This is a genomic window from Vibrio sp. QJM3NY_35 (assembly GCF_057785915.1).
Genome location: NZ_CM173508.1, coordinates 1763000 through 1786387, shown reverse-complemented (window position 1 = coordinate 1786387; position 23388 = coordinate 1763000). Strand labels below are relative to the sequence as shown.

19 protein-coding genes, 4 tRNA genes and 1 pseudogene are annotated in these 23388 nt (G+C 43.1%); 15 read left to right on the top strand and 9 right to left on the bottom strand.

Annotated features, from left to right (window positions below):
* Nucleotides 1–171 precede the first annotated feature (171 nt).
* Complete coding sequence (locus AC3CH3_RS23175) at nucleotides 172–1542, bottom strand: endonuclease/exonuclease/phosphatase family protein (protein ID WP_488538560.1); 1371 nt, start codon at nucleotides 1540–1542, stop codon at nucleotides 172–174.
* A 279-nt stretch (nucleotides 1543–1821) separates the two neighbouring features.
* Nucleotides 1822–2964 (bottom strand): acyl-CoA desaturase, encoded by a 1143-nt coding sequence (locus tag AC3CH3_RS23170; protein WP_488538559.1) that lies wholly within the window; start codon nucleotides 2962–2964, stop codon nucleotides 1822–1824.
* Nucleotides 2965–3130: 166 nt separating this feature from the next.
* On the opposite strand from AC3CH3_RS23170, the gene AC3CH3_RS23165 reads away from it, so the two are divergent.
* Nucleotides 3131–3676 carry a GNAT family N-acetyltransferase gene (locus AC3CH3_RS23165; RefSeq protein ID WP_019824456.1) on the top strand — a complete coding sequence of 182 codons (546 nt, stop codon included), beginning with the start codon at nucleotides 3131–3133 and terminating at the stop codon, nucleotides 3674–3676.
* Between the two features lie 170 nt (nucleotides 3677–3846).
* Here AC3CH3_RS23165 and AC3CH3_RS23160 read toward each other — a convergent pair whose 3' ends face one another.
* Both AC3CH3_RS23160 and ylqF read right to left on the bottom strand, forming a co-directional pair.
* Nucleotides 3847–4872 carry a GGDEF domain-containing protein gene (locus AC3CH3_RS23160; RefSeq protein WP_488538558.1) on the bottom strand — a complete coding sequence of 342 codons (1026 nt, stop codon included), beginning with the start codon at nucleotides 4870–4872 and terminating at the stop codon, nucleotides 3847–3849.
* Nucleotides 4873–5154: 282 nt separating this feature from the next.
* Nucleotides 5155–6090, bottom strand: a complete 936-nt coding sequence (ylqF, locus tag AC3CH3_RS23155; RefSeq protein ID WP_029405588.1) for a ribosome biogenesis GTPase YlqF — start codon at nucleotides 6088–6090, stop codon at nucleotides 5155–5157.
* Between the two features lie 402 nt (nucleotides 6091–6492).
* Here ylqF and AC3CH3_RS23150 point away from each other — a divergent pair, with 402 nt between their 5' ends.
* Nucleotides 6493–7413 (top strand): IS5 family transposase, encoded by a 921-nt coding sequence (locus tag AC3CH3_RS23150; protein WP_488538121.1) that lies wholly within the window; start codon nucleotides 6493–6495, stop codon nucleotides 7411–7413.
* Between the two features lie 793 nt (nucleotides 7414–8206).
* On the opposite strand, the gene ltaE is transcribed toward AC3CH3_RS23150, so the two are convergent.
* Nucleotides 8207–9211, bottom strand: coding sequence for a low-specificity L-threonine aldolase (gene ltaE, locus AC3CH3_RS23145; RefSeq protein WP_488538557.1), 1005 nt, complete (start codon nucleotides 9209–9211; stop codon nucleotides 8207–8209).
* A 17-nt stretch (nucleotides 9212–9228) separates the two neighbouring features.
* A complete protein-coding gene (locus tag AC3CH3_RS23140; protein WP_050634206.1) occupies nucleotides 9229–9744 on the bottom strand; it encodes an NUDIX hydrolase in 516 nt (171 codons plus the stop codon).
* A 287-nt stretch (nucleotides 9745–10031) separates the two neighbouring features.
* Here AC3CH3_RS23140 and AC3CH3_RS23135 point away from each other — a divergent pair, with 287 nt between their 5' ends.
* From AC3CH3_RS23135 to AC3CH3_RS23110, 6 genes are all read left to right on the top strand, one after another.
* Complete coding sequence (locus AC3CH3_RS23135; protein WP_019822307.1) at nucleotides 10032–11687, top strand: ATPase RavA domain-containing protein; 1656 nt, start codon at nucleotides 10032–10034, stop codon at nucleotides 11685–11687.
* 11 nt (nucleotides 11688–11698) lie between these two features.
* Entirely contained in the window at nucleotides 11699–13144 is a 1446-nt protein-coding gene (viaA, locus tag AC3CH3_RS23130) for an ATPase RavA stimulator ViaA (RefSeq protein ID WP_488538556.1), read from the top strand.
* Nucleotides 13145–13341: 197 nt separating this feature from the next.
* A tRNA-Cys gene (locus tag AC3CH3_RS23125) sits at nucleotides 13342–13415 on the top strand.
* Between the two features lie 48 nt (nucleotides 13416–13463).
* A tRNA-Gly gene (locus tag AC3CH3_RS23120) sits at nucleotides 13464–13539 on the top strand.
* Between the two features lie 80 nt (nucleotides 13540–13619).
* Nucleotides 13620–13706: transfer RNA gene (locus AC3CH3_RS23115), tRNA-Leu, on the top strand.
* A gap of 66 nt (nucleotides 13707–13772) precedes the next feature.
* Nucleotides 13773–13846 (top strand) — tRNA-Cys (locus tag AC3CH3_RS23110).
* A 108-nt stretch (nucleotides 13847–13954) separates the two neighbouring features.
* Here the strand turns inward: AC3CH3_RS23110 and AC3CH3_RS23105 are convergent.
* The 3 genes and pseudogenes from AC3CH3_RS23105 to istA all read right to left on the bottom strand — a co-directional run.
* Nucleotides 13955–14251: an IS3 family transposase gene (locus tag AC3CH3_RS23105; protein WP_428784461.1), complete on the bottom strand. Its 297-nt coding sequence runs from the start codon at nucleotides 14249–14251 to the stop codon at nucleotides 13955–13957.
* Nucleotides 14252–14280: 29 nt separating this feature from the next.
* A complete protein-coding gene (locus AC3CH3_RS23100; protein ID WP_488538555.1) occupies nucleotides 14281–14595 on the bottom strand; it encodes a transposase in 315 nt (104 codons plus the stop codon).
* Nucleotides 14596–14643: 48 nt separating this feature from the next.
* Nucleotides 14644–15759: pseudogene (istA, locus tag AC3CH3_RS23095) on the bottom strand (IS21 family transposase); the annotation flags it as partial.
* 566 nt (nucleotides 15760–16325) lie between these two features.
* On the opposite strand from istA, the gene AC3CH3_RS23090 reads away from it, so the two are divergent.
* The 7 genes from AC3CH3_RS23090 to AC3CH3_RS23060 are packed head-to-tail and all read left to right on the top strand — an operon-like array spanning nucleotide 16326 to nucleotide 23384.
* Nucleotides 16326–16988, top strand: a complete 663-nt coding sequence (locus AC3CH3_RS23090) for a hypothetical protein (RefSeq protein WP_488538554.1) — start codon at nucleotides 16326–16328, stop codon at nucleotides 16986–16988.
* Between the two features lie 9 nt (nucleotides 16989–16997).
* A complete protein-coding gene (locus AC3CH3_RS23085) occupies nucleotides 16998–19874 on the top strand; it encodes an FtsK/SpoIIIE domain-containing protein (protein ID WP_428784459.1) in 2877 nt (958 codons plus the stop codon).
* Between the two features lie 3 nt (nucleotides 19875–19877).
* Nucleotides 19878–20147, top strand: a complete 270-nt coding sequence (locus AC3CH3_RS23080) for a hypothetical protein (protein WP_171313557.1) — start codon at nucleotides 19878–19880, stop codon at nucleotides 20145–20147.
* On the top strand, nucleotides 20140–20448 hold the full coding sequence (locus AC3CH3_RS23075) for a hypothetical protein (RefSeq protein WP_428784458.1): 309 nt from the start codon (nucleotides 20140–20142) through the stop codon (nucleotides 20446–20448). Before AC3CH3_RS23080 ends, AC3CH3_RS23075 begins: the two co-directional genes overlap by 8 nt.
* Entirely contained in the window at nucleotides 20430–21455 is a 1026-nt protein-coding gene (locus AC3CH3_RS23070; RefSeq protein WP_171313559.1) for a hypothetical protein, read from the top strand. The genes AC3CH3_RS23075 and AC3CH3_RS23070 overlap by 19 nt, the downstream gene beginning before the upstream one ends.
* Before the next feature lie 14 nt (nucleotides 21456–21469).
* Complete coding sequence (locus AC3CH3_RS23065) at nucleotides 21470–21916, top strand: hypothetical protein (protein ID WP_171313560.1); 447 nt, start codon at nucleotides 21470–21472, stop codon at nucleotides 21914–21916.
* 10 nt (nucleotides 21917–21926) lie between these two features.
* On the top strand, nucleotides 21927–23384 hold the full coding sequence (locus AC3CH3_RS23060) for a glycerophosphodiester phosphodiesterase family protein (protein ID WP_171313561.1): 1458 nt from the start codon (nucleotides 21927–21929) through the stop codon (nucleotides 23382–23384).
* Nucleotides 23385–23388: the final 4 nt, after the last annotated feature.

The window sequence follows — 23388 nt, the reverse complement described above, 5'->3', positions numbered from 1 at the left end:
CAAGTAATGTAAGTATAAATTCAGACTGAAGAAAGAGTTCTGAAATCCAATAACTATGGTTCTTAGCATCCACAATTCAAACTCGAGAGTATAGAGTTAAGGGCTATCGGTTACGCTTATTAAAAAGCCCTCATCGAAACAAGAGGGCTTCGTAGGTCTCAATTGAATGGGTTAGTGACTGAAATCAGCCTTTACCCAGATCATTCGGTGATCAGATGATACGTCTTTTCCGTTACCATAATCACCAATTCGTGAGTCATTGAATAGCTTGCGTCCTTCTTCATATGAAGCAGACCAATAAACACCAGATTCAACAATGTTTAATGAAGCGGACGGAAGTGCGTAATCTACAGCAAGTCCAAATGTCGAAGTGATACGGTTTGGCTGTGGGTGAGACGATGATTTATCTACCGCATGTTCAGCGGCACCATAACTTGTTGGATACAAGCTGCCATTGGTGACATCTTGGTTAACTAATGCATCATTGTGCAAGTCCTGCATTACAGCACTAATACCATCGCCATCTACTGGGTCTAGGTTTTGATCGCCCATCATTACAAAGTGTTTACCTTGCTCTAAGCCACCAGTTTTTCCTGAATCGTCATAGATGAATGACTTGTTTTGGATGTACTGGTGCCAGAAGTCTACTTCTGCTGCGTTTTGTTCAATGTTCTTACCTACATCGAAAGCGGGTGGAGTGGGGTGTGACATCAATAAGTGAACGGTTTCTGTACCATCTTTGGTAGGGATTAGGATTGGTGCATCAACGTGGTTCTTTGAAGATAAACGAACTTCTTCCCATTCAGCCGCTGTGTACCACTCGTCACCACAGTCCATGCCTGCAGGGAACTTACTAGGATCATCACACACTGTGATTGTTGGGATGGTAGCACCTTCAAGATCTTTCCATTTAAATTCTTGGAATGTACGAGTGTTGGCCGTGTCGATTTCGTATTTAGACATCAAAGCGAACGCGTACTGGCCATGGTAGAAACCGAAGCCCCAAGCGTCACCGGGAAGTGTTCCAAAGTTACCGTCATTGTCTAAATCAAAACCAAATTCGTTCAGCAAACCTGTATTGGTCGAGTAGCTCTCAAAATACGGGTATGAGATTGGTTCTAGGTTCGCGTCACCGCCTGCTCCTTCGATACTTTGAGCAACAGAAAGGTAGTTTTTCTGGAAGCCTTCGAGTGCTGATTTGTCAGTACCTGTTCCGTCGTTGTTAAACTCAGCCATCATAAGAACATCAGGACGATTCTTTTGAATCACGGCAGCGACGTTACGGATCTGAATAACTTTCGCTGCTGTTTCTTTGTCAGCGGCATCAATCGTGTTATCCAAATAGTCGCTCACTAATTTTGTTTGAGCGCTTGGTTCAATCTGCATTTCCGTTACGAGGTCTTCGAAGGTGGCACGATCAAAAGACAAGTTATAAGTCGCGATCTTTACTTCTTCAGGTTGAACGTAATCTGTGTCACTGCTGCAACCAATCAAAAGTGCAGAAGAGATAGCGAAAGCGATAGATGTTTTTAACAATTTCATAAAGTGGGTCCGCTAATTGCTGAAAGAAATTTGGGACGCGCATGTTATGAGATGGATATCATTCTGTAAGTGATTCTTGTCACAGGCAAGGCTCTGAATTGACATCTTGTTGCATTGAAAATGTGACATTTGGAACTAGTGTCTGTAATTAGAATAAAGACTTAAAATTCATAAATTTAATTAGAACTGTGAATTAAAAAAGCCCTCATAGCAATATAAGGGCTTCAGAATAAGAATCAAACTGTGTTGTTATTGGTGTGTTAAGCGTATTTTTTTGCTTTAAGCATATTGTTCCACTGTCATCGCCCAATTTTTCTTCTGTTGTTCGAAATTCATTTTGATTTGCTGGTAACGAACTTTAAGAACTGAGTGTTCGTACTTCTTCACAACGTCTTCACGTTTACTTTCAAGCAGCTGCTTTTTAACTTCGTAATACTCGTTCATGTTTGATACTAGAGCATCAAACTCTTGTTGAAGCTTCTCCGCGATTTGTTGCTTGTCGGCACGATGCATGATTTTTTGCTGTGTGCGTTTGAGTAGCATTGACGCTTCGGCTTTCTCAATGCGAGCTTGAGGGGTCTTCTTAAGCTTACTTGTCAGTCCCATCAATGAAGCACTTTTGATCAACCACTTTGTAGGATCGTATTGCCACCAGTAGATGCCGTTACGGTAGTCGTTCTCAAAAATGTGGTGGAAGTTATGGTAGCCTTCGCCAAAAGTTAGAACCGCCAACACACCGTTATCGCGGGCCGTGTTTTTGTCGGTAAAAGGTTGGCTACCCCAGATGTGAGCAAGAGAGTTAATAAAGAATGTTGTGTGGTGGTTAAGTACCAAACGAACAGCGCCTACGATTAACAACATGCCAAGTATGTCACCGTAAATAATACCTAACGCGATAGGAACACCGAAGTTCATCAGCAATGCCAACAGAACATAATGTTTGTGCTGCCACATTACGATCTTGTCTTTTTTAAGGTCACGGCAGTTTTCATAGTTTTCATACATTGAGGTGCTGTAGTTACGAATCATCCAGCCAATGTGTGAGTACCAAAAGCCACGTTTTGCTGAGTATGGGTCTTTGTCGTTGTTATCGACATGCTTGTGGTGCACACGGTGATCAGAAGACCAGTGTAGCGCGCTGTTCTGCAGGGCACATGCACCACCTAATGCAAACAGGAATCTTAGGCTTGAATGCGCTTCAAACGCTTTATGTGACCATAAGCGGTGATAACCCGTCGTGATTGAAAGGTTACAGAACGTAAAGCAGATTGCTAGCCATATCCAGTGCTCCATGCCATAGCCAAAAAAGTAGCCATAAACGGGAGCCGCAACAACAGCAAGCAGCATACTAAAAGAGAACAAAAAAATATTGAGCCAGATTAATGGCGGCTTTTTTGTAGATTGTTTGTCGGCACTATTCATTAGCAAATTTCCATTGGGCTTACATCTGTGCGCTAGAATATCAGCGTACACGTGTAAGTCAATATTGAAAGTGTAAACGTGTATTAGTATGTTTTGCTTAAATATTGTATAAAGGTAGTGTGAAATGTAGTAGCAAGTCATAAATGGAAGTACTAAGGGCTAATAAATGGAAATTAAGGTAGCTGAATATAAAGATTATGAGCGGATTGCCCAATTACACGCGGATAGCTGGAAGCTATATTACCGTGGCATTCTTGCTGATGATTACTTAGAAAATGATGTTTTGGAGGACAGATCTGTTATTTGGCAGACTCGTTTGATTAATCCTCCTTTCAACCAACACGTGTTATTGCTTGAAGAAGGCGGTTTACTGGTTGGTTTCGTCTGCGCGTTTGGTAATCACAACTTTGAGCGTGGCACGTTCATTGATGCGTTACACGTAGACAATAATTATCGTGGCCGAGGTGTAGGCAAGCGTCTGTTGTCTGAATTGTCGAAGTGGTTGCAGCAATATTATTCGGACTCAGGGCTTTACTTAGAGGTCATGTCTGAGAACCATCAAGCGATAGCTTTTTATCAGGCGATTGGTGGTAAAGAAGAACTAGAGCAAGTTTGGAACGCACCATGTGGCAGCCAAGTGAATGAAAAAGTGATTTCTTGGAGCTCTCCCGTTGAACTTGAACAGAAAACAGCGAGCGTTGTGTATTCTTAGTCGATTCTTGTTGAATACTGTTTTTTTTGCTGAGTAGCAGGTTCTTAACGAAGCTATTTTAAAGCAGAAGAACAAAGACAAAAGCCCCGAGTATTAAGTTGCTCGGGGCTTTTTTGATTGAATTAGTGGTCGTTTTAATGATTCGCGAAGATGCGTGAAATATTGGGCGATTAATCACACCATGTGATCTTATTCCTACCGCCTTTTTTCGAAATGTAGAGTGCTTGGTCAGCGTCGTCGATAAGCTGCTCGACAGAACCAAGGGCTTGAGGGGCATGTTTCACACCGATTGAAATTGTTACTTCTAATCTAAGGCGAGTAGGGGATTCTAAAAGGGCATTAACCAGCGATTCAATTGAAGCCTCGGTTTCTCCTTGGACCAGCACCAAAAACTCTTCACCGCCGTATCGAAAGCAGTTACTGCTAGTCGGTAGTCGTTTTTGAATCTCATCGGCCAGTTCTTTAATAACCATGTCACCCATTTGATGGCCGTAGGTGTCGTTAATCGATTTGAAATGATCAATATCTATCATGATCGATGTAATGGATCGCTGACGGTCTATGCTCGGTTCTATCACCTGATGAAGATAAAGGCGGTTGTAGCAGCCCGTTAGTGCGTCTTGATAGGAAAGGGCCTCGAACATATTAGATTGCTTGCGAAGCTGAATCGCTTGTTTGCGGAGTTGCTCGGATTGAGCGAAACGTTTGTGTACTTCCAGGTCACGTCTAATACAGGCCGCTGAGATTAGGATGTAAGCCGAGATATAAACGGAAATTGTTTCTATTTCATGCTCTGGCTCCGCTTTATAAAGCAGTGGCGCAAGGCCGATGAGATAAGCCAAAAAGATAAACGACGGCGTAGATATACTGTATCTGGCTGACAATCTTGAAAACGTACCAATGTAGATCATCACTAAAATGATGCCACCTTGGTAATCGAAGTTGTTCAGCTCGATGGCTAGTCGACCGACATAGACCAAGAAAAGTGAGCTAATTACAAGGAAGGCACTTTCTACGAGTTCCAAAACGTTGGGTTTGTTTGTAATACAGCATCTGGCGGCGGCCATCATCAATAAAAAAAGTATGACTCGGAAAATGATAGGCGTAATGCACTCGCTACCAAAGTGGATGTAGTCGGTGACGATAAAAGCACAGAATATTGAGATAGGGATGTAGATGAAATTTATGTACGGCAAATAAATTTCATTATCGAAATAGGTTTTAAATCTTTGATTCTTGAACCCAGAATAAGAGCGCATTGAGAAATTAGCCGAGATTGATACACAATAATTTGCGTAGTATGTCACAGTCTTTGGGATTGTAAACGACCGTTTCTATAGATTTGTCAGTATGTTAGCTAGATCAACAAACGGTAGCAGGCAATATTCACGCTCTATTATCGATAGAGCGTGAATATCTAGAGGCAGGTGTAAGAGTGGTAAACAGAAATTAAAGCAGATTATAAAAACTAATCGCGATTAACGCTTGTTCTTCAAATAACGCTTACGACGCTCTTCTTTTTTCTTGATCTGTTGTTCGGCTTTCAGCGCAGCCGCTTCTTCAACTTCGATCAGCTCTTGTGTGATCATTTCTGGCAACTCAAGCGTTACCTTACCTAAAGTGCCATTACGCAATTCGTGAAGCAGGATTTCTGAACATTTGTGAATGTCGATATGACCACCGGCACGAAGTGCACCACGCTTACGGCCAATCGCTTCCATCAGTTCGATGTCAGACTCAGGCAGCTCTTCAATTTGGTAGCGCTCTTGCAAAAGGTTAGGGTACTGTTTTGCTAGGTACTCTACTGTGTAAAATGCCACTTCATCGTATTCCATTGCTGTATCTTTTACAGCACCTGTTGCAGCCAAGCGGAAGCCACTGTGTGGGTTTTCTACTTTAGGCCAAAGGATTCCTGGAGTATCTGAAAGGATCACGCCATTTTGCAGATTGATACGTTGTTGGCGACGAGTTACCGCAGGTTGGTTACCAGTAACCGCAATCGTACGTCCAGCCAAGCAGTTGATGATGGTCGATTTACCCACGTTCGGGATGCCCATGATCATTGTACGAATGTTTTTGCCCATCTGTTCACGGTGCGGTGCCAGTTTACGTACCAGCTCCATAACGTGGTTAACTTCTTCTTTTACGCTAGTCGTAATCGCAATCGCTTTAACGCCTTGCTCCTTCTCGAAGTGCTCAATCCAACGTTGAGTCAGTTCAGGATCTGCAAGGTCACGCTTGTTCAGCACTTTTACACAAGGCTTATCGCCGCGCAGTGAAGAGATCATTGGGTTTTCACTACTGAACGGGATACGAGCGTCCAGTACTTCGATGATCACATCAACTTGTGGGATAACTTCTTCGATTTCTTTGCGGGCTTTATGCATGTGACCCGGAAACCATTGAATAGACATAGAGATAAACCTTGATAAATATATTTACTGCACATTGTAAGGGTTGGATGATACGTGTAAAGGTATATCTATCCCGACCTTCAATGAGCTCAGTGAGTTTGCTTGAAGTATAGGCGACTTGTTGATGCGCAGTTGTTGGATCTCAGAGCAGAAATTTGTTCACGGGAAACTTGCACCAAGCTTTGAAAGGGGACTTTCCTCAACTGCCATAATGCTTGTTGGTAACTCTAATTTACTATTATCTTTGTGTTGTGGTTATACCTTGAGCTTCATATCAGGTTGTATAATAGTCTCTAAACTATTGATAAAATATGCTTTTCTTAGGCTTTGTTGCGTAATTCAATGGAACTAAATCAAGAGCCTACGATCTGATCAGCTACGTTCACTCCTTCTCGTAGCTCTATGCCTAAACCTCGTTACAAAACAACCAACTGGAAGAAATACAACCAATCACTTATTAACCGTGGCTCTCTGACCTTTTGGATTGATGAAGAGGCAATAAACGGGTGGGCGCAAAGCAAACAGAGTAAGCGCGGGAGGCCACGTCGGTTCAGCGATTTAGCTATCACGACAGCGCTCATGGTGAAACGAGTTTTTTCTATGCCACTGAGAGCTCTGCAAGGGTTTATCGACTCAATATTTAGGCTTGCCCATGTTCCATTAAGTTGTCCGCATTACACCTGCATCAGTCGTAGAGCAAAGCAAGTTGAGGTCTCATTTAAGACTAAAGCGAGAGGAGCAATACAGCACCTGGCCATTGATGCAACTGGCCTAAAGGTTTATGGCGAAGGTGAATGGAAAGTCAAAAAACACGGGACAGATGGCAAGCGTAGAGTTTGGCGAAAGCTGCATATTGCCGTTGATACAAGCACTCATGAAATTATCGCAGCCGAGCTAAGTTTATCGACGGTTACAGATGGAGAAGTCCTCCCGAACTTACTGAAACAAACACGCCGAAGTATCCTTGAGGTGTCTGGTGATGGAGCTTACGACACGAGATTGTGTCATGCTGCTATTAAGATTAAGGGAGCCATTGCGCTTATTCCCCCAAGAGAAGGGGCAGCCTTCTGGGAGCGTGGTCATCCTCGAAACCTCGCCGTGGGTTGCCAGAAGTTATACGGCTCAAATAAGTATTGGAAAGAGCGGTATGGGTACCACAGACGTTCACTATCAGAAACAGCGATGTATCGAGTTAAACAGTTACTAGGAGGACGATTGAGCTTAAGACATTACAATGCGCAGGTGGGTGAGACTTACGCGATGATAAAAGCGTTGAACAAGCTTACTGGGTTAGGTATGCCTGAAACTTGTCGTATTGACTAAGAAACACACGAAATGGGGTAGCTCTATCTATAAATTTAATTACGCAACAAAGCCAACTATATGTGCTTTAAAAAACGGTGAAGTAGTAAAAAAAGTTTATTATTTAGGAGAAGTATGAGTTTTAGTATGATTTTAAGCTGAGAGGTAGAAGCGAAATTATTAGAGAATAATTTAATATTCAATTGGATAGCTTGGTTTTACTCAATACTAATATTGACGGAGATTTTTTATTTAATTGATTTAAATAGAGCTATGGTCTATACGGGTGTTTTGGAGTTTTTGATGGGTTAATGTCATCATGAATGTGACAGTATTATTAACGAAAACACCAATTTGATTATTTAATTTATAAGTTGATTGTAGCGATTTCAGATTTTAATAATGGAGGGCGAATATCTACTTTTTCTTTATTGAAATTAGTTCTTTACAAGAATCTATTAGGATTGATGTGTTCTAGTTTTAATTATCGTGTGCGTGGTGATTAAAAACTTGAATCTGTTATTACTAAGTCATTTACCTTTAGTGACAATACAATGCTGATAAGCCATTAATGTAAATCCAACTTAAACAATAATTTAATGTTTAAATGTTAGAATAATTTTCAGAAAGTATTCTCATAGGCCAAAACGAGATCGCGTTCTGTTCCAGTCAATCAAGTGTGTTTATTAGAAAATTAGCAGGTTTCGAGGGCTATTTGGGCTGTGGAATGGGTTAATTATTTTGCTGAAAGAATAAAGCTTCCCACAGGGGAAGCTCAAATCTAAATTGCTATAGAGGCTAATCTCGTCAAGAGTTAAAGCGCATTTTCTAGCTTTGTTAGGAAAGTAACGATGTCTTCTGAACTGATATCTCTATGGGTAACAAAACGTACTGGATTACCTGGCGACATCGTAATACCTTGTTCACCTAACTCTCGCGCGATGCGGTTAATATCCACAGATTCATCTAACTTCGCAAATACAATGTTAGTTTGAATGAAATCAGGGTTAACAGAGAAGCCTTTTAGCTTGCTTAAACCAATCGCTAGGTTTTTTGCGTTCTCGTGATCATTTTTAAGTTGAGCTACGTTCTCAGTCAGCGCCATTTTACCTGCGGCGGCAAGAATACCCGCTTGGCGCATACCACCACCGACCATTTTACGCAGTCGACGAGCTTTAGCGATGTACTCTTTGTTGCCAAGGAGTAGTGAACCGATTGGAGCGCCTAAACCTTTTGATAAGCAAATCGTCATAGAGTCGAAGTGCTGTGCGATCTCTTTGATGTGTACATCCAGCGCCGCTGCTGCATTATAAACGCGCGCGCCATCTAGGTGCATTTGTAAGCCGTGTTGGTTTACGAACTCACGTGCTTCCGCTAAATAAGACATTGGAAGTACTTTACCATTAATCGTATTTTCTAAACTAAGCAGCTTAGTACGTGCAAAGTGGCTGTCGTCTGGCTTAATCGCAGCAGCAAGTTTTTTAAAGTCTAGTGTGCCGTCTGCGTTGTTCTCAATGGGCTGAGGTTGAATAGAACCAAGTACCGCAGCGCCGCCAGCTTCGTACTTGTAGTTGTGCGCTTGTTGGCCACAAAGGTATTCGTCACCACGCTCACAGTGCGCCATTAAACCAAGTAGGTTAGCTTGCGTGCCAGAAGACGTGAACATAGCGGCTTCAAAGCCTGTTTCGTCTGCTGCCCATTGCTCAAGCTCGTTTACTGTTGGGTCGTCACCATATACATCATCGCCGACTTCTGCGTTTGCCATTACATCGCGCATTGCTTGTGAGGGTTTAGTTACGGTATCAGAACGAAAGTCCATGTTTCTCTCCTAGAGTATTATAGGTAGCCGCAGAGTTGGGCTTTACTTAAACAAGCGATAGTTTTTGTATCGGTGATTTGATCGTGTCGTATTTTGTTGTGTAGTTCTTCTAAGCTCAGCTCGATCACTTCTATGACTTCATCTTCATCACATTCAAAGCGGGTAGTGAGGCTTAGGTCTTTTGCGACGAATAGATGCTGTATCTCATCGCAGAAGCCAGCTAAAGGCGTAACTTGCCCTAAACTTTGAAAAGAAGTTGCACTGTAACCTGTTTCTTCTTCCAGTTCGCGCTGCGCGCATTCAAGAGGTGTCTCATCAATTTCCATAGTGCCTGCAGGTAACTCTAGAAGCCACTTTTTGAGAGAAGGGCGAAATTGATTAATGAGGATAATCTTTCCAGACGAAGTGATAGGAAGAATAACGGCCGCGCCAGGGTGGTTGATTGTTGTATGTTTTACCATGACGTTCGTAGGGAGCGTCACGTTCTCTTCTATAAGAGAAATACTTTTCCATTGATGGATAACTTTACTCATGCAGTCTGGCCACATTCCTTGCCAATTTGTCGATAACTGAAGACGTGCACCACCATAACGTCTATGGTGTCGAAAATAAAAGAAAAATTGGGTTTAGTTATAGATTTCGTTTTGCGCCGTTCGTGATGTTACTCTCATATTTGGAATCTATGATTACATGAAAATTACGACCCTAACCATCTGATATAAATGCAACTCAATAATAAAATACACTTGTAACAAAGTGCTAACAAATGTATAAAAACATATCTACACTCTCAACAGTTAAAAGATTTCCGGAGTAACGCATGAACCCTTCTATTTCCTCACATGCTGACAAAGCGCTACTCTCTGAAAGAATCAATAAATTAGCGCATGCTCTATCCGATGGTGTCTATGAAAGAGAAGACACGATTAAGCTCTGTTTACTGGCGGCTCTCGCCGGCGAAAGTGTATTCCTATTAGGCCCTCCGGGCATCGCAAAAAGCCTTATCGCAAAACGTCTTATTCAGGCTTTTGACAACAGTAGTTATTTTGAATATTTGATGACACGTTTCTCTACGCCAGAGGAAGTGTTCGGCCCGCTAAGTATCCAAGAATTAAAAGACAACGGTCGTTATGTAAGGCTGACCGAAGGTTACCTACCAACAGCACAAGTTGTATTCCTTGATGAGATCTGGAAAGCCGGCCCTGCAATCCTAAACACACTGCTTACTGTAGTGAACGAAAAAACATTTAAGAATGGCAGTGACATTGAACGCGTACCTATGCGCTTGTTGGTTTCTGCATCTAATGAACTTCCAGATGAAGACAGCGGCCTAGAAGCACTTTATGACCGTATGTTGGTTCGCGTGTTTGTTAACCGTATTCAAAACAAACAAAATTTCAAATCAATGCTGACAACCGGTACTTCTCAAGAAGCTGTGATTCCAAAAGGTTTGGCGATCACTGACATTGAGTACCATCAATGGCAGAAAGAGCTCGACAAGCTAGAGCTGACCGATAACTCGTTTAACAAGCTGTATGAACTGAAAACCATGCTTGAAGAGACGGTTAAGAAGCAAGGCTCAGCCTCAGAGTCAGACTTGTATGTATCGGATAGACGCTGGAAGAAGGCCGTTAAACTATTGAAAGCGAGTGCGTTCTTCAGTGGCCGCGATAGCGTGAACCCGCTAGATATCATGCTTCTGCAGGATTGTTTATGGCATAGCCCTGAATCGCGCGATGTAGTTCGTAGCGTGGTGAAAGACTTTGCATTGAACCGAGCGTTTGATCAACAAGAGTCGAAAGCTCAAATTGAGATGTCTCGTGAAGAGTTAGAAGAGATTCAAGACGATGTTGAATCGACGCTATCAGTTTCGCTCTCTATGGAATCAACCAGCGGCTTGTTGCGTAAAGACGTTTACCAGAATGATATCAAGAACGCGAAAATGTACAGCGTGGGCAGTGCATACAATCTAGTGAAACTCGTTATGCTGCAAAGCAACATGTCGGTGTCTGAATCTGAGAAAGGTGATAGTCGTTGGGTATACGTAGCCAAAGACGATTTTGATCGTGTTCTTAAAGAAGGCCACGGTGATATTTACGGTTACGTAAACGAAAATAAAAACCTATGCCGCTTAAAACTCGACTTGGATGCATCGAACCAATTAGTGATTAAAGACATTGCCAATCGCTCTGTCTTGGTGAGCGTTGTTACCACAGATGGTTTGGATCAAGAACTGTATAACAAGTGGTTGAGTGGTGCTGAGAAAGCCTTAGAGCAGTTAACTGAAGCTGAATTCAAGTTAAAACGTGTTCGTACTGAATTCCATGATGCGTTACCTCATAACTATATTGACCCTGATTTACCGAAAGCGATGGAAGCAAGTTTGCAAGCGGTAACGCAAGATCTTGAAACCACGAAAGTGAAGAGTGCAAAGATTGCTCAGCGTATTAAGTTTATGAGTCAGTACTTCGAGTAAGGGGAGAGCATATGTTAGGAGCAGACGGCTTAAACCTCGCTTTGATGGTGGCTGATTCAGGAATCATTGATACAGCGATGAACGATCTCATTGCTCGCTCTCAAGTCATGATGGCTGCTGAGAATAAAGGCGTAAAAACATCAGTCAAAAATCACTTAGTTAAATGGCGTGGTAAGGTCAAAAAGCGCGTAACTAAAGTGTGCGAAACCGACCGATTTCAAGAAGAAATCGCCCTCTACCAAGAAGTGATTCACTGGGATGAACCGCAATTCTTTGATGAGATTGATAGTGTCATCAAAAAACTGGAGTGGCACTCCGCGTTCTATCTACAAGCAAGACGCTTGATGGAAAACAACAAAGGCGTTTATAACGCGATGTTTCCACACTACTTTTGCGACCAATGGTACCAATCTCTTTCTGATGCGATCAAACAAGCTCAAGTAACCGAACTCGAAACAAGCAAAGAAAAAGTCTTAGCCGATCTTTATCAGCGCATGGAAACCATGAAAAACATGGACAAAGTGACGGAGTCGGGTGATGAAGGCAGTGTAGGGCGCTTGTGGGACATGGCATCTGCCAAGTTAAGCAAAACAGACCTTACCATCATGAAACGTCATGCTGAGTTCTTGAATAAGCACAAGGGCTTGCAAGAGATCGCTGAAAAACTAGGCCGTATGGCTGGTGAGGAAGATGATCCTTCGCTACATAAAGCCCCTGTAGAAGAATTGCAGATGGTTGAAGAGAAAAGCGATGAAGCGGTCGATGATATTGTTGGGATTCACGAAAGTGATGACCTCAACAAGATGCTGCCAAACGAAACCATGTTCTTAGCGTACCCAGAGTTAGAAGTCATTTTCTACAAACACTTGGCCGACAAGCGTTTGCTTAGCTATCGTTCGCAAGGTAAATCTCGAACCCTACGTAAAGTCAAAGCTCAAAAGCCAGACAGCAAATCGGTGGACATTGAAAAAGGTCCATTTATTGTTTGTGTTGATGCTTCGGGGTCAATGAGTGGTTTCCCAGAACAGTCGGCAAAAGCGATGGCTTATGCCTTGATGCAAATCGCCTTAGCTGAAGAACGCGACTGTTATGTGATTTTGTTCTCTTCAGAACACATTACTTATGAATTGACGCGACAAGACGGCCTACGTGAAGCCAGTGACTTCCTAAGTTACTCATTCCACGGCGGGACAGACCTTGAGCCAGTGCTAATGAAGTCGATAGATTTGATGATGGGCGACAAGTACAAGAATGCTGATTTGATCGTTCTTTCTGACTTTATCGCACCAAAGCAGTCTGATGAAATGATTGCTCAAGTCGAGAAACTTAAAACGCACAAAAACCGTTTCCATGCAGTTAGTCTTTCTAAGTACGGTAACCCTCAACTTATGACCATGTTTGATCACTGTTGGTCGTATCATCCAAGCCTCGTTGGCCGCTTCATGAAAAAGTGGTAGGGCGCAAACTCCTTAAATGAATCGACTTTGCTGTATGCTTTTTGAATAAAAAGATCGAACATGCAGCAATTTGATTTAAATGTCAGCAAACAGAATTTAAATTCACATTTTTGTTTGACTATCTTCACTCAATCCGTAAAGTAGGCACCCGAACACAGCGGGGCTAACGTTTAGTCGGTTCTAACGTGTTGAAAAATGGCGCCTTGGCAGAGTGGCTATGCAGCGGATTGCAAATCCGTGGACCTCGGTTCGACTCCGGGAGGCGCCTCCATTCTCTTTCTCTCTTATTTAGTTAATGAGAAATTAGACGAATGAAATTGCGATACTAGCTCAGTTGGTAGAGCGCAACCTTGCCAAGGTTGAGGTCATCGGTTCGAACCCGATGTATCGCTCCAAATTTTGTAATGTTGATTCATTTTGACATTAAGATGGTGTTTTACTTTTCAGTAATCGGCATCGCAATAAAGAATTGCGTGCCCTGGTGGTGGAATTGGTAGACACAAGGGATTTAAAATCCCTCGGCGTTCGCGCTGTGCCGGTTCAAGTCCGGCCCGGGGCACCATCTATTTGATTGTTACCTTTTGTTTGGTAGTTTTCAAAAGAGTTGTTCTCTTTAAACACTATTGAAGGCGCCTTGGCAGAGTGGCTATGCAGCGGATTGCAAATCCGTGGACCTCGGTTCGACTCCGGGAGGCGCCTCCATCATTTAGAAAAACCAGTCCTCGTGGCTGGTTTTTTCGTTTCTGGCTTATTCTCTTATTCTCTTCTTATTTCTTATTTCTTATTTCTTATTTCTTATTTCTTATTTCTTCATTTTGCTTTGGCAGCTCGTCCATATCGCTTCCTGCTAGTGCAAGAGCGATAGCCCATATTTTGCAAAAGCCTCTGTACTCGCTTTTTATTGCAAATAAAACCGTTAGCAACAGCCGCCTCCCAAAGTTTTCGATAACCAGGAATACAGTGCTGAGCTTTGCTTTCCCTCCTCAAGTAGTTACTTAAGGACTCATTTTCTGTCTCTCGTTTCGAGGGTTGTCTCGTGAGCCACTTGTAGTAACCCGCTGTAGAAACGTCTAACCATCGACATAAGCGAATAACAGGAAGCTTCACACAGGTTTTCTTTAGGATGTACTCGAACCTTATTCTTTTTGGCTGTCGAAGAAAGCCTTCGCTTCCTTTAAGAAATCATTCTCCAGCTCTGCCATCTCTAGTTTCTTCTTCAATTGACGGATCTCTTTTTCCAATTGAGCAACGGATTTTTCGGGGCCTTGATTTAGTATTGGGAGGGAATTAATCTTCTTCGACGTCATTTGGCATCTCCAATTAGAAAGTAGCACCTGCGATATTCCTAAGGATAGTGCTACTGACTTAACGGTGTCAGAAGAGTTGAGATATTGCTGAACAGCTTCGCGCTTAAATTCGTCTGTAAATTGTCTTTGTGATTTTACTTTCATGACACTTAATACTCTGTATTAAGTGTCTACTTTAATGGGGTCACATCAAGAGACAATGCTCCCTTTGTGGTAGATACGTTTTATTTGATGCGTTGCTTCAAGCTCAACTGGTTGCCCAAAAAATTGGTGCGGTACAGAGTAGAAATGCTTTCTATATTGGATGTGATAATCAGGGGAGACAGTGGCTCGTTTAGTTTCGATATACCCATATGGTTGCGATGGCAGTGGTTTTAACGTTGGGCGGTCAACTCTGTTGAACAAGTCATGTCAATTGACACCAAGCTGCTTCATCTCTCGTTGGTTTAAGTCATACATCAGCTTTCGGATAGCCAGATTCAGCTCAGCCATTGTATGGAACACTTGATGGCGAAGGCGCATCATTATCCAGCGCTCTACGATGAGAACTGCGTTCTCAACTTTGGCTTTATCTTTAGGCTTGTAGGGTCTGGCTGGCATCACGGCAACACCGTAATGTTGTGCCAGTTTTCGGTAGCTCTCATTGAGAATAGGGCTATGACGGTCTGCTTTTTTTACAGTAGATTTCAGGTTATCAGGTACAAGTAGATTCGGAGTACCACTAAAGTGCCATGAGGAAGTGTTCAAGCCCTTGGCTCTCACTCGCCTCGACATAGGTGTAATTTGACGCCCCTAAAGTGGCGACAAATACCTGAGCATGTTGGCACTCTCCTGTATCTGGATTTACAACAGGGACCGTTGGGCCACAGTAGCCAATGAAGAGTTTGTCACCAGAATGGTGAAGTTGGAGATACTGCGTTTTTGTTTCTTTAGCCAGCGTCTATACAGTTCGCAGAACGGCGTATACCCATAGGCTTGGTCTTGATGCTGATGACAATACTCTTCCCAAAGCAAAGCTTTAGTCATCCCTTTACGCTTCAATTCTAAGTAGCAGAGAGTGAAATCAGGTATCACTTTATGCTGAGAAAATGAGCGACCACTAAACAAAGCTTGGGTGATTTTATTTTCATGATGAGTCTCTTCCAGTGGCCAAGTGAGGCCACTCGATTTAAATCGAGATAGATGCTGAGATACAGTGGAATGAGCAATATCAAGGCAAGCTGCGATCTGTCGATTGAAAAGATTGCACTCGCATCGGAGGCGTAAGGTCTCCTTAATTTTATTCATTGGCATTCTCTTTTTTGGCATGATTTATCTTTAGTCTTTCAACATGAAAGACTCAGGTTAAAACTATTGATTTAAAGAAGAAAAGAGGTTTATTTCGGTAAGTCGACCATCGATTTCGGAAATACACCGAAAAGTGGATGATTAAAACCGAAATGAGTGGTCGGCTAGCTCCGAAATATGCACCTTTTTCTCGCGTTATCTACGCCGAAAATTTATTTTTGTGAAAATTGCAAAAACTTTACGGACTTTCTAAATTTTTACGTTCCTATCTATTTTAGGTTGTTTTGTATATTTTTTGCGATGATAAGGCGTAGCCCTAAACCTTTATGAATAAAGCTCAATGGTTTTCATTTGATGTGGTTTTCTTCACATTTTTATCAGTAACTAAGTGTGTATGCCGATTTTGCATATTCATCAAATTGAACCAATATAAGGTGCGTGATACTGTCCTTGTTCGCTATAAAATGTGTGAAATTTTAGCATCATCTATGGATTGTAAGCTGAAATATATAGCTTGTTTGCTAGGGATGTCAGGACGTTCCTAGCGATTGTATGAGTGTCAATTTAACAACTTTATTAGGAAGAATATGCAAGACCAAGGTTTGGCAAACTTCGAGAGTATCGAAGAGTTTAGACGTGCCTTTTTATCAGTGCATGAAGCACGCGTAAAAGCAGGAAAAAGTATTGAGAATAGTCAGAAAACTGTAGAAAACAGTACAAAGGTCGTTCAACACCATAGTTCTTCTCTTAGACGTATCATGTCATCCATTGAGACTTACCTCTCAAAAAATCAATCTGTGATTGATTCATCGCTGGATGATTTGCGCCAAGGCGGTAAGCCTTCTTCTTCTTTGGAAAGTGAGCGTGAACACGCACTAGCATTTACCAATCTACTGAGTCAAGCTCGTCAGCTAACAGATATTTCCAATAAGACTCCATTAGCACAAGACATCGCAGCTCAACTTGCAACGTACAGCAAACAGATCCCTCAAGAATGGCAGCCAGTTGCAGATACTTTAGGTGAGATCCGCGCATCAGAAAATGCATTCTATAGCCACTATCAGCATTTGCTTGATGAAAAAAGAGCAGAAGAAAAACGTCAGCGAGAAGAAGAAGCTCGCTTGAAAGCCGAGGCTGTAGTAAAGGCTGAATTAGCCGCTTCGCGCCGTAAGAGTCTACAAAAGAAACTGATGTGGACCGCGGCATTCATTTTAATGGTAGCTGGCTTTATTCAGACTCAAATGGCTTAAGGTTTTCCGATGATTGAACTAGATACAAAACTTAAAAATGCGGACCTAAAGCGCAAAGAGCTGGGTCAAAAATTCAAACAAGCATTCAGCGGCAGAGCTGATAGCGTTCGAGAAGTGGTCAATTACCTAGAAGAAACGGTATTGCCCAACGCACAAGTACAAGCTGAACAGGCCGTTTCAGCTAGCCACCAAAAGCTTGCCACATCCGTGGACGAGATGGGGCAGGTATTGGCTAGTTTACCCGCACCGCTGCAACCTTGGTTGTCAGACGTTGATTGGAATAACTACGCATTTGATCATAACTACCTACCGCGTAATTTTGTTGTGGGTATGGAAGACATCATCTATACCGATGGTAAAAATGCGGAAAACGTTGTTAGCGTACCGAAAGAGATTCCATTTTATAGCTCTGATTACTGCTATTACTTTGTTCAAGACGAGAACTCAATCAGCATTATTAACGCTTTCGTTTTTCGTCTAGCAACAATGCTACCGTACTCGTCCCAATTCACCCTGATTGACCCAATTAAAATGGGGCAAAGCTTCCCATACACCAAACGTTTGCCGTTTAAACGTATGGTAGATAATGATGTATCCCGTGTACTGGAAGAAATTCTCACAGATATCGTACGCATTCAAAACAGCTACCTTGATAACAACACAGAACGTCTGGTTGATGTTGATGAAGAGATTTTGGGTAACGCAAAGTTTGAACTGATTGTTGCAAAAGACTTCCCGCAAGCGTATGACCGTCGTTCGATTGAACTGCTGGCTAAAATAGCTAACACTGGGCCGAAAGCGGGTAAAATGGTATTACTTGATCTTGACTCAAATGCCGAGTTACCAAACGGTTTATCACTAAAAACGCTTTTTCCTGAGTTGCGCCATGTATACAAAAACGAAAATCAGATCCTCTGGAACCTAGGTAAAGGTTATCGAGATAGCGTTGAAAATTCAGATGTAATGAATGCGATCCTTGACGGCTTAAGCCGAGCAAAACCAAAAGAGACCAAATTGGGCTTTTCCGATGTGATCGTTACCGACCCAAGTCAGTGGTGGCAAGAGAACGCAACGGAGGTGATTTCGGCTCCCATTGGTGGTTCTGGTAGTCGTAAGAACGATATTGAGCTTTGGTTTGGTGAACGTAATAAACAGCCATCATCACACGGTATGCTAGCGGCAATGACAGGTGCAGGTAAGTCTAACTTGTACCATGCGTTTATTTTGTCTTTGGCAAGTCGCTACAGCCCTGAGGATGTTCAGTTCTACCTTATTGATGGTAAGCAGGGTGTTGAATTCCAGAGCTACCCAAAACTGCCTCATGCACGCGTAGTCTCGCTTAACACAAGCCCACAATTAGCTCGTAGCGTACTTCAAGAGCTATTGGATGAAATGAACCGCCGTAACGACATGTTCAAAGAGCTTGGCTTCTCTGACTTTATTAGTTACCGAAAAGCGGGATCCCCAAATGGTAAATTACCGCGTTTAATGCTGATCATCGACGAATATCAAACACTGTTTGAAGATGACAAAACGGGGCTAGGCTCACAGCTAATGATTGCTATCGCATCGCAAAGCCGAAGCGCAGGTATTCACATGTTTGTTGGTTCACAGAAATTCGTGGTGCCGGGCATGTCTCAACCTCAAGCGACATTTAGTAACATCAACTTACGTGTTGCGATGAAAATGAGTGGTGAAGAAATTACGTCATTACAAGAGTTTGGTTCAAAAGGTAAGCAGCTAATCCGCGGTTGTACCGAAACCGGCCAAGTGGTGACGAGCCACAATGGTGGTGTCGATGAAGTGCCATGTGATACCGGCCGTGTGGCATATATTGAAGAGTCTCAGCGCCAACAACTGCTTGATCAATTTATTGCTAAGTGGGCCGATCAAGGTGGCGAAAATCACACCGTATTACTTGATGGCTCAGAGCAACCTCAACTGGTGGATAATGCCCAGCTAAATACACTGTTTGCTCATTACCCACAACGTCCAACGGAAGATGAGTGGATTCGTTACGCGAACCAACCTCAGCACCTTGGCGGTCTAAATGAACACGAATGGTATCCAGTGGAACGCCCTTCTGTTTTCTGGCTTGGTAAAGAGATGAACATCCATGGACAAGCAAAAGTCATATTACGCCGTCGTGCCGGTGAGCACATGGTGTTAGTGGGCGATAGCAATGAAGCTCGTTTAGGTATGCTTGCCTACATGGTGGCTCAAATGCCAATCAATGCATTGGGTGATCAATACCAAGTTCATATTTTAGATCGAAGCATTAAAGGTTCTCAGTGGTATGGTGTTATGGCAGCTGCCAATGAGAAAGCGCTAGCAAACAATGCGACCTTCTGCGAATCCTTTAAAGACTTCGCCCCTCAACTTGGCGCCGTTGCTGCAGAACTGGAAAAGCGTCGAGAAATGGACGAAGAAGAGATGTTAACTGAACCATCAATCTTTATCGTGATAAACGAAGCACAACGTGTGAAAGAGCTGGCGAAGCAAGATAATGCTCACGGTATGAAAGTCCATGTGGATGAAAGCGGAGCGCACTTTGCAACGCTACTAGAGCATGGTTCTGAGTATGGTATCCACTTAATCTTGAGCTTTGATAACGTTCGTTCAGTAATAAAAGCTTTCGATCGCAATGATATTGAAAGCTTCCGTCATAAAATTGCTCTGCAAATGTCAGAAGAAGATAGCTTCCGCCTATTAAAAACTCGTGATGCAGCCAAACTGCAAGCAGACGGTAAGAAGCCTATTTATGCACTTCATATTGACCAAATGCAAAACCGCCCAACGAAGTTTAAACCGTATTGCTACACCCAAGCTGATTCGCTCAAAAGCAACTTAGTGCACTTAGCTCAGCTATACGCTAAGTGGAGTTAATCCATGTCGTTAGATCGAGTTGAAGAGCAAATCCCTTTGTTGCTAGGAGAGCTTGAAGCGCTCAGTAGCCAAGTGAATAAGCAAATCGGTCTTCTAAGTGTTCAGGCAGAGAATACTCTGCCTGAGCTACCAGAAGATATGCAATTACAAATGCAGCGTGACTTAGTAGAAATAGAAGACCTAGCAGGTTTAATTGCTAATGTTCGCTGCACCGAGTTGGCCGACCAACTGCAACATAAGTTGGCGATCATCAGGAGTTATCTGCATGAATAAGCTACGTCAGCAAGAAGCACTGCAAGAGCTCACCATTGTCACGAATCAAACACACACTCAAATCGAAACCTCAGTGGACTCAATGCGAAGCCGTTGGGCGGCGCTGCGAGAAGATTACAATGGCATCGGCGCCGAAGATGTTGAATCTGAAATCACGACTATTTTAGCGCAAGCCGATCAATTGCTGAGTAAATTGATGGAATGGCGTGACTACTGTACTCCTGATTTCCAAAAGCAGCAGGCTGATGCAAGCTCTTCAGAAGCGCAAAGTGAGGAGGAACCATGCAACCAAGATGGTTAGTCAATCAACTGGAAGAGTTGGATTACCAAACCGACTTTCAACTAGAGCTGGTGACATCCTTACTTCATCAGTCTCAAGCCATGAATACGTTAACGCAAGATTACATTGGCCTGGCTAAGTCCGATGTGTTTGCTTGTTATGAGTTGTATGAGTCATTAGAAAAAGGCTATCAAGCGGCTTTAGAGCATGCCCAAACACGTCATCGTCGTGTGGAAGAGCAATTGGATCATGCTATTGATACTGAGACATCAAGCACCACTAGTTTGGAAGATGCGCATAACCTGCGCTCGATTTGGAGTGAACAAACAGATAAAGCTCAGAACTGGTACACACAAGCTGATAATCACTATGCGACCTGTAAACAACAAAAAGAAAGGGCACAACGTGATGATGACGCGGCTCAAAGTCGAAAAGATCGCGCGTATCATGCTTTGCAAGTAGCGAGAAGTCGACCTCCAGTTCGAGTATATGATGGGAAAGACAGTAGTGGCCGAGACGTATACCGCTATGAGCCGCCAGATACTCATGCGGAAGAGATGGCCTATAGCGCGGCATGTGCTCATGCTCAACACTGCCGAAGTCTCTACAACAATGCTGTCAGAGAGCTCGACGCCGCAATACGTGAGCGAAATAAAGCCATACATCAACTCAATGGTGCTCGTGCGGCGCTTTCTGATGCTCGAGAGTCAGTAAATCTTGCTGATCAAGCGTTACAAGTGGCCAATGATGGCAAACGTCAAGCGAACTATAGCCATGATCTCTCTACACAGTGCTTACAAGTATTGGAACAAGTTAGATCGTTGCTCGATGAGTTCAAAAAGACATGCCAACAGCAAACAGATACGGTTTCAAAGCTAGAAAGTGATGCAAACCAAGCGTTTTTGCAATTGCGCAACCTAGAAAACCATCATGAATCGATTCAAGGTGAAGTGTTCTCTTTGAAGTACACGCTTCAAGACAAAGTTTCTTTGCTTATCGCATTTGATCAACCTCTTAGCCGACGGTAGTTTTAGAGTCCATTATGCCTTCATTTGAACCTAGTTATTTTCGAACCACGCTGACTCATCTAGAGGAAGAGCGTGAAAATACATATTACTCCAAGTGCAACTTTGAAGAGCACTGGGAGACGCTGCGTGCGCAATGGAATGATGCCGCAGGGCGCAATGTCGACACACGTAATATTACCGCTTTGGTAGATGTGTATGCTCAAGCTTTAGACCAGAGCCAGCAGCATATTGAAACCACCAAGCAATGCGCTGATTTGTTAGATAGTTTACGCCGATTATTGATTGATGCGGCTCATCATCATGAGCAATACAACCGCTTATTTAATGAGGTAAATAACCAAAGTGAAGATCGCGACCGCACTTTACGTAGTAGTGAAAACTTGACCAAACAAGTGGAACAGCAACAAAAGCAAGTGGCAGCGAAAAAGCAGTCTGCTGGCAACCATGTACCGATGATTTAAGGATAAAACCGTGAAGTTAGTAAGAATACTGCTTAGTAGCTTGGTGATAGCATTGGTCGGCTGTTCAAGTAGTGACAAGCTTCCTAGCAACGATAGTCAAGATGAAGTGACAGGCTTAAATAGCTTGCCTATTGGTGCGGAAGGGCGAGTGTTTAAACTCTCACCTTACACACCACAGCAGGTACAAGATATTCAATATGCACTGAATGCTCGTGGTCTTTATTGGACCGCAGCTCAAACCCCAGCCTATTTGAATAGTCAGGCCTGTCCTATTGACATCTACGCCCACCGTGGGCATTACAACTACCCAGAAAACTCCTCCTCCTCAATCTTAATGGGTGCTATCGGTGGCTTTGACGGGGTAGAAATTGATGTGATGTTAACCCGTGACGGTTACTGGGTCGTCCACCATGACAGTTACACCGGTCGTGCAACAGGACGAACTGATGGTAAGCGCTATCGCATGTCGCGTATCAAAGGGAAAGAATGGAATAGCTTAGTGGTGCGTGACAAAGAGGGCTACTTAACTAACGAGCGAGCGCCGTATGCAATAGATGCGTTTGAACGCTGGGGAAGCAGTTATCAACTTGGCCAACAATTGAATATTGAAATTAAAGAAGATGCCGACATCGTAGAGCTAAATCAGTTACTGCGCATGGCTCGCGAGACGCTTCCGCGTGGCAGTTATTTCTTTAGTTCACTAGAGTTTGATGTATTGAAGAAGATGCGTGAACTCGATAAAAATGTTTACTTAGGTTATGTATGGGAACCACACCCCACTTCGATAGTGAAAGCGAAACAGAGCGCCAAAAAAGCGGCTAAGTCTGACGTGCTTTACCAGAAATATAATCGTCAGGTCAACTGGGTGTCGGACTATGAGGCGCGTAAGCGTTCTCGTAGTAAATCGCAAAAACATTCAGCGAAAACGGTTCGTAATGCCCTTGGAACGAACAGTGGATTGCATGTCGATATTCGCAGCTTTGTTGGTGCATCGACTATTTACACACGCTCTCATCAAGCAGGCTTAGCGCGCGTTGCAACCTACAGCATCAATGGTACGGATTACCATCAAGCTCAATTGACTTACTTGGAAAGTCGAGGCCGCCAATTGCCAGATGAGAGCATCATGGATACCTCTAAGTTTGAGGCTTGCCATCGCTTGTACCCTAACTTAGCGAATAAGGTGCGTTCTTATTCTCCGACGACAAGCTATGGTCGCGCGATCATGACGCTACCCAATAACGCAGACTTCAGTCGTCTTGAAGAGCAATTAATGTACCTAGAAGACAATCACTACATCACATCTAATGGCAAAGTTCATTCTATGGCAAGAGCCTCAAGACCGGCTGTGAAAGTGAAATCGAAGTCGAGCACAAAAACGTCTATTGCCTCTCCACGTGTATTCATCCCGGAGGATGAAGAGTTATCGCTAGAGACAAAGCCCATTCATATCGAAATTCCTAATTAAGAAC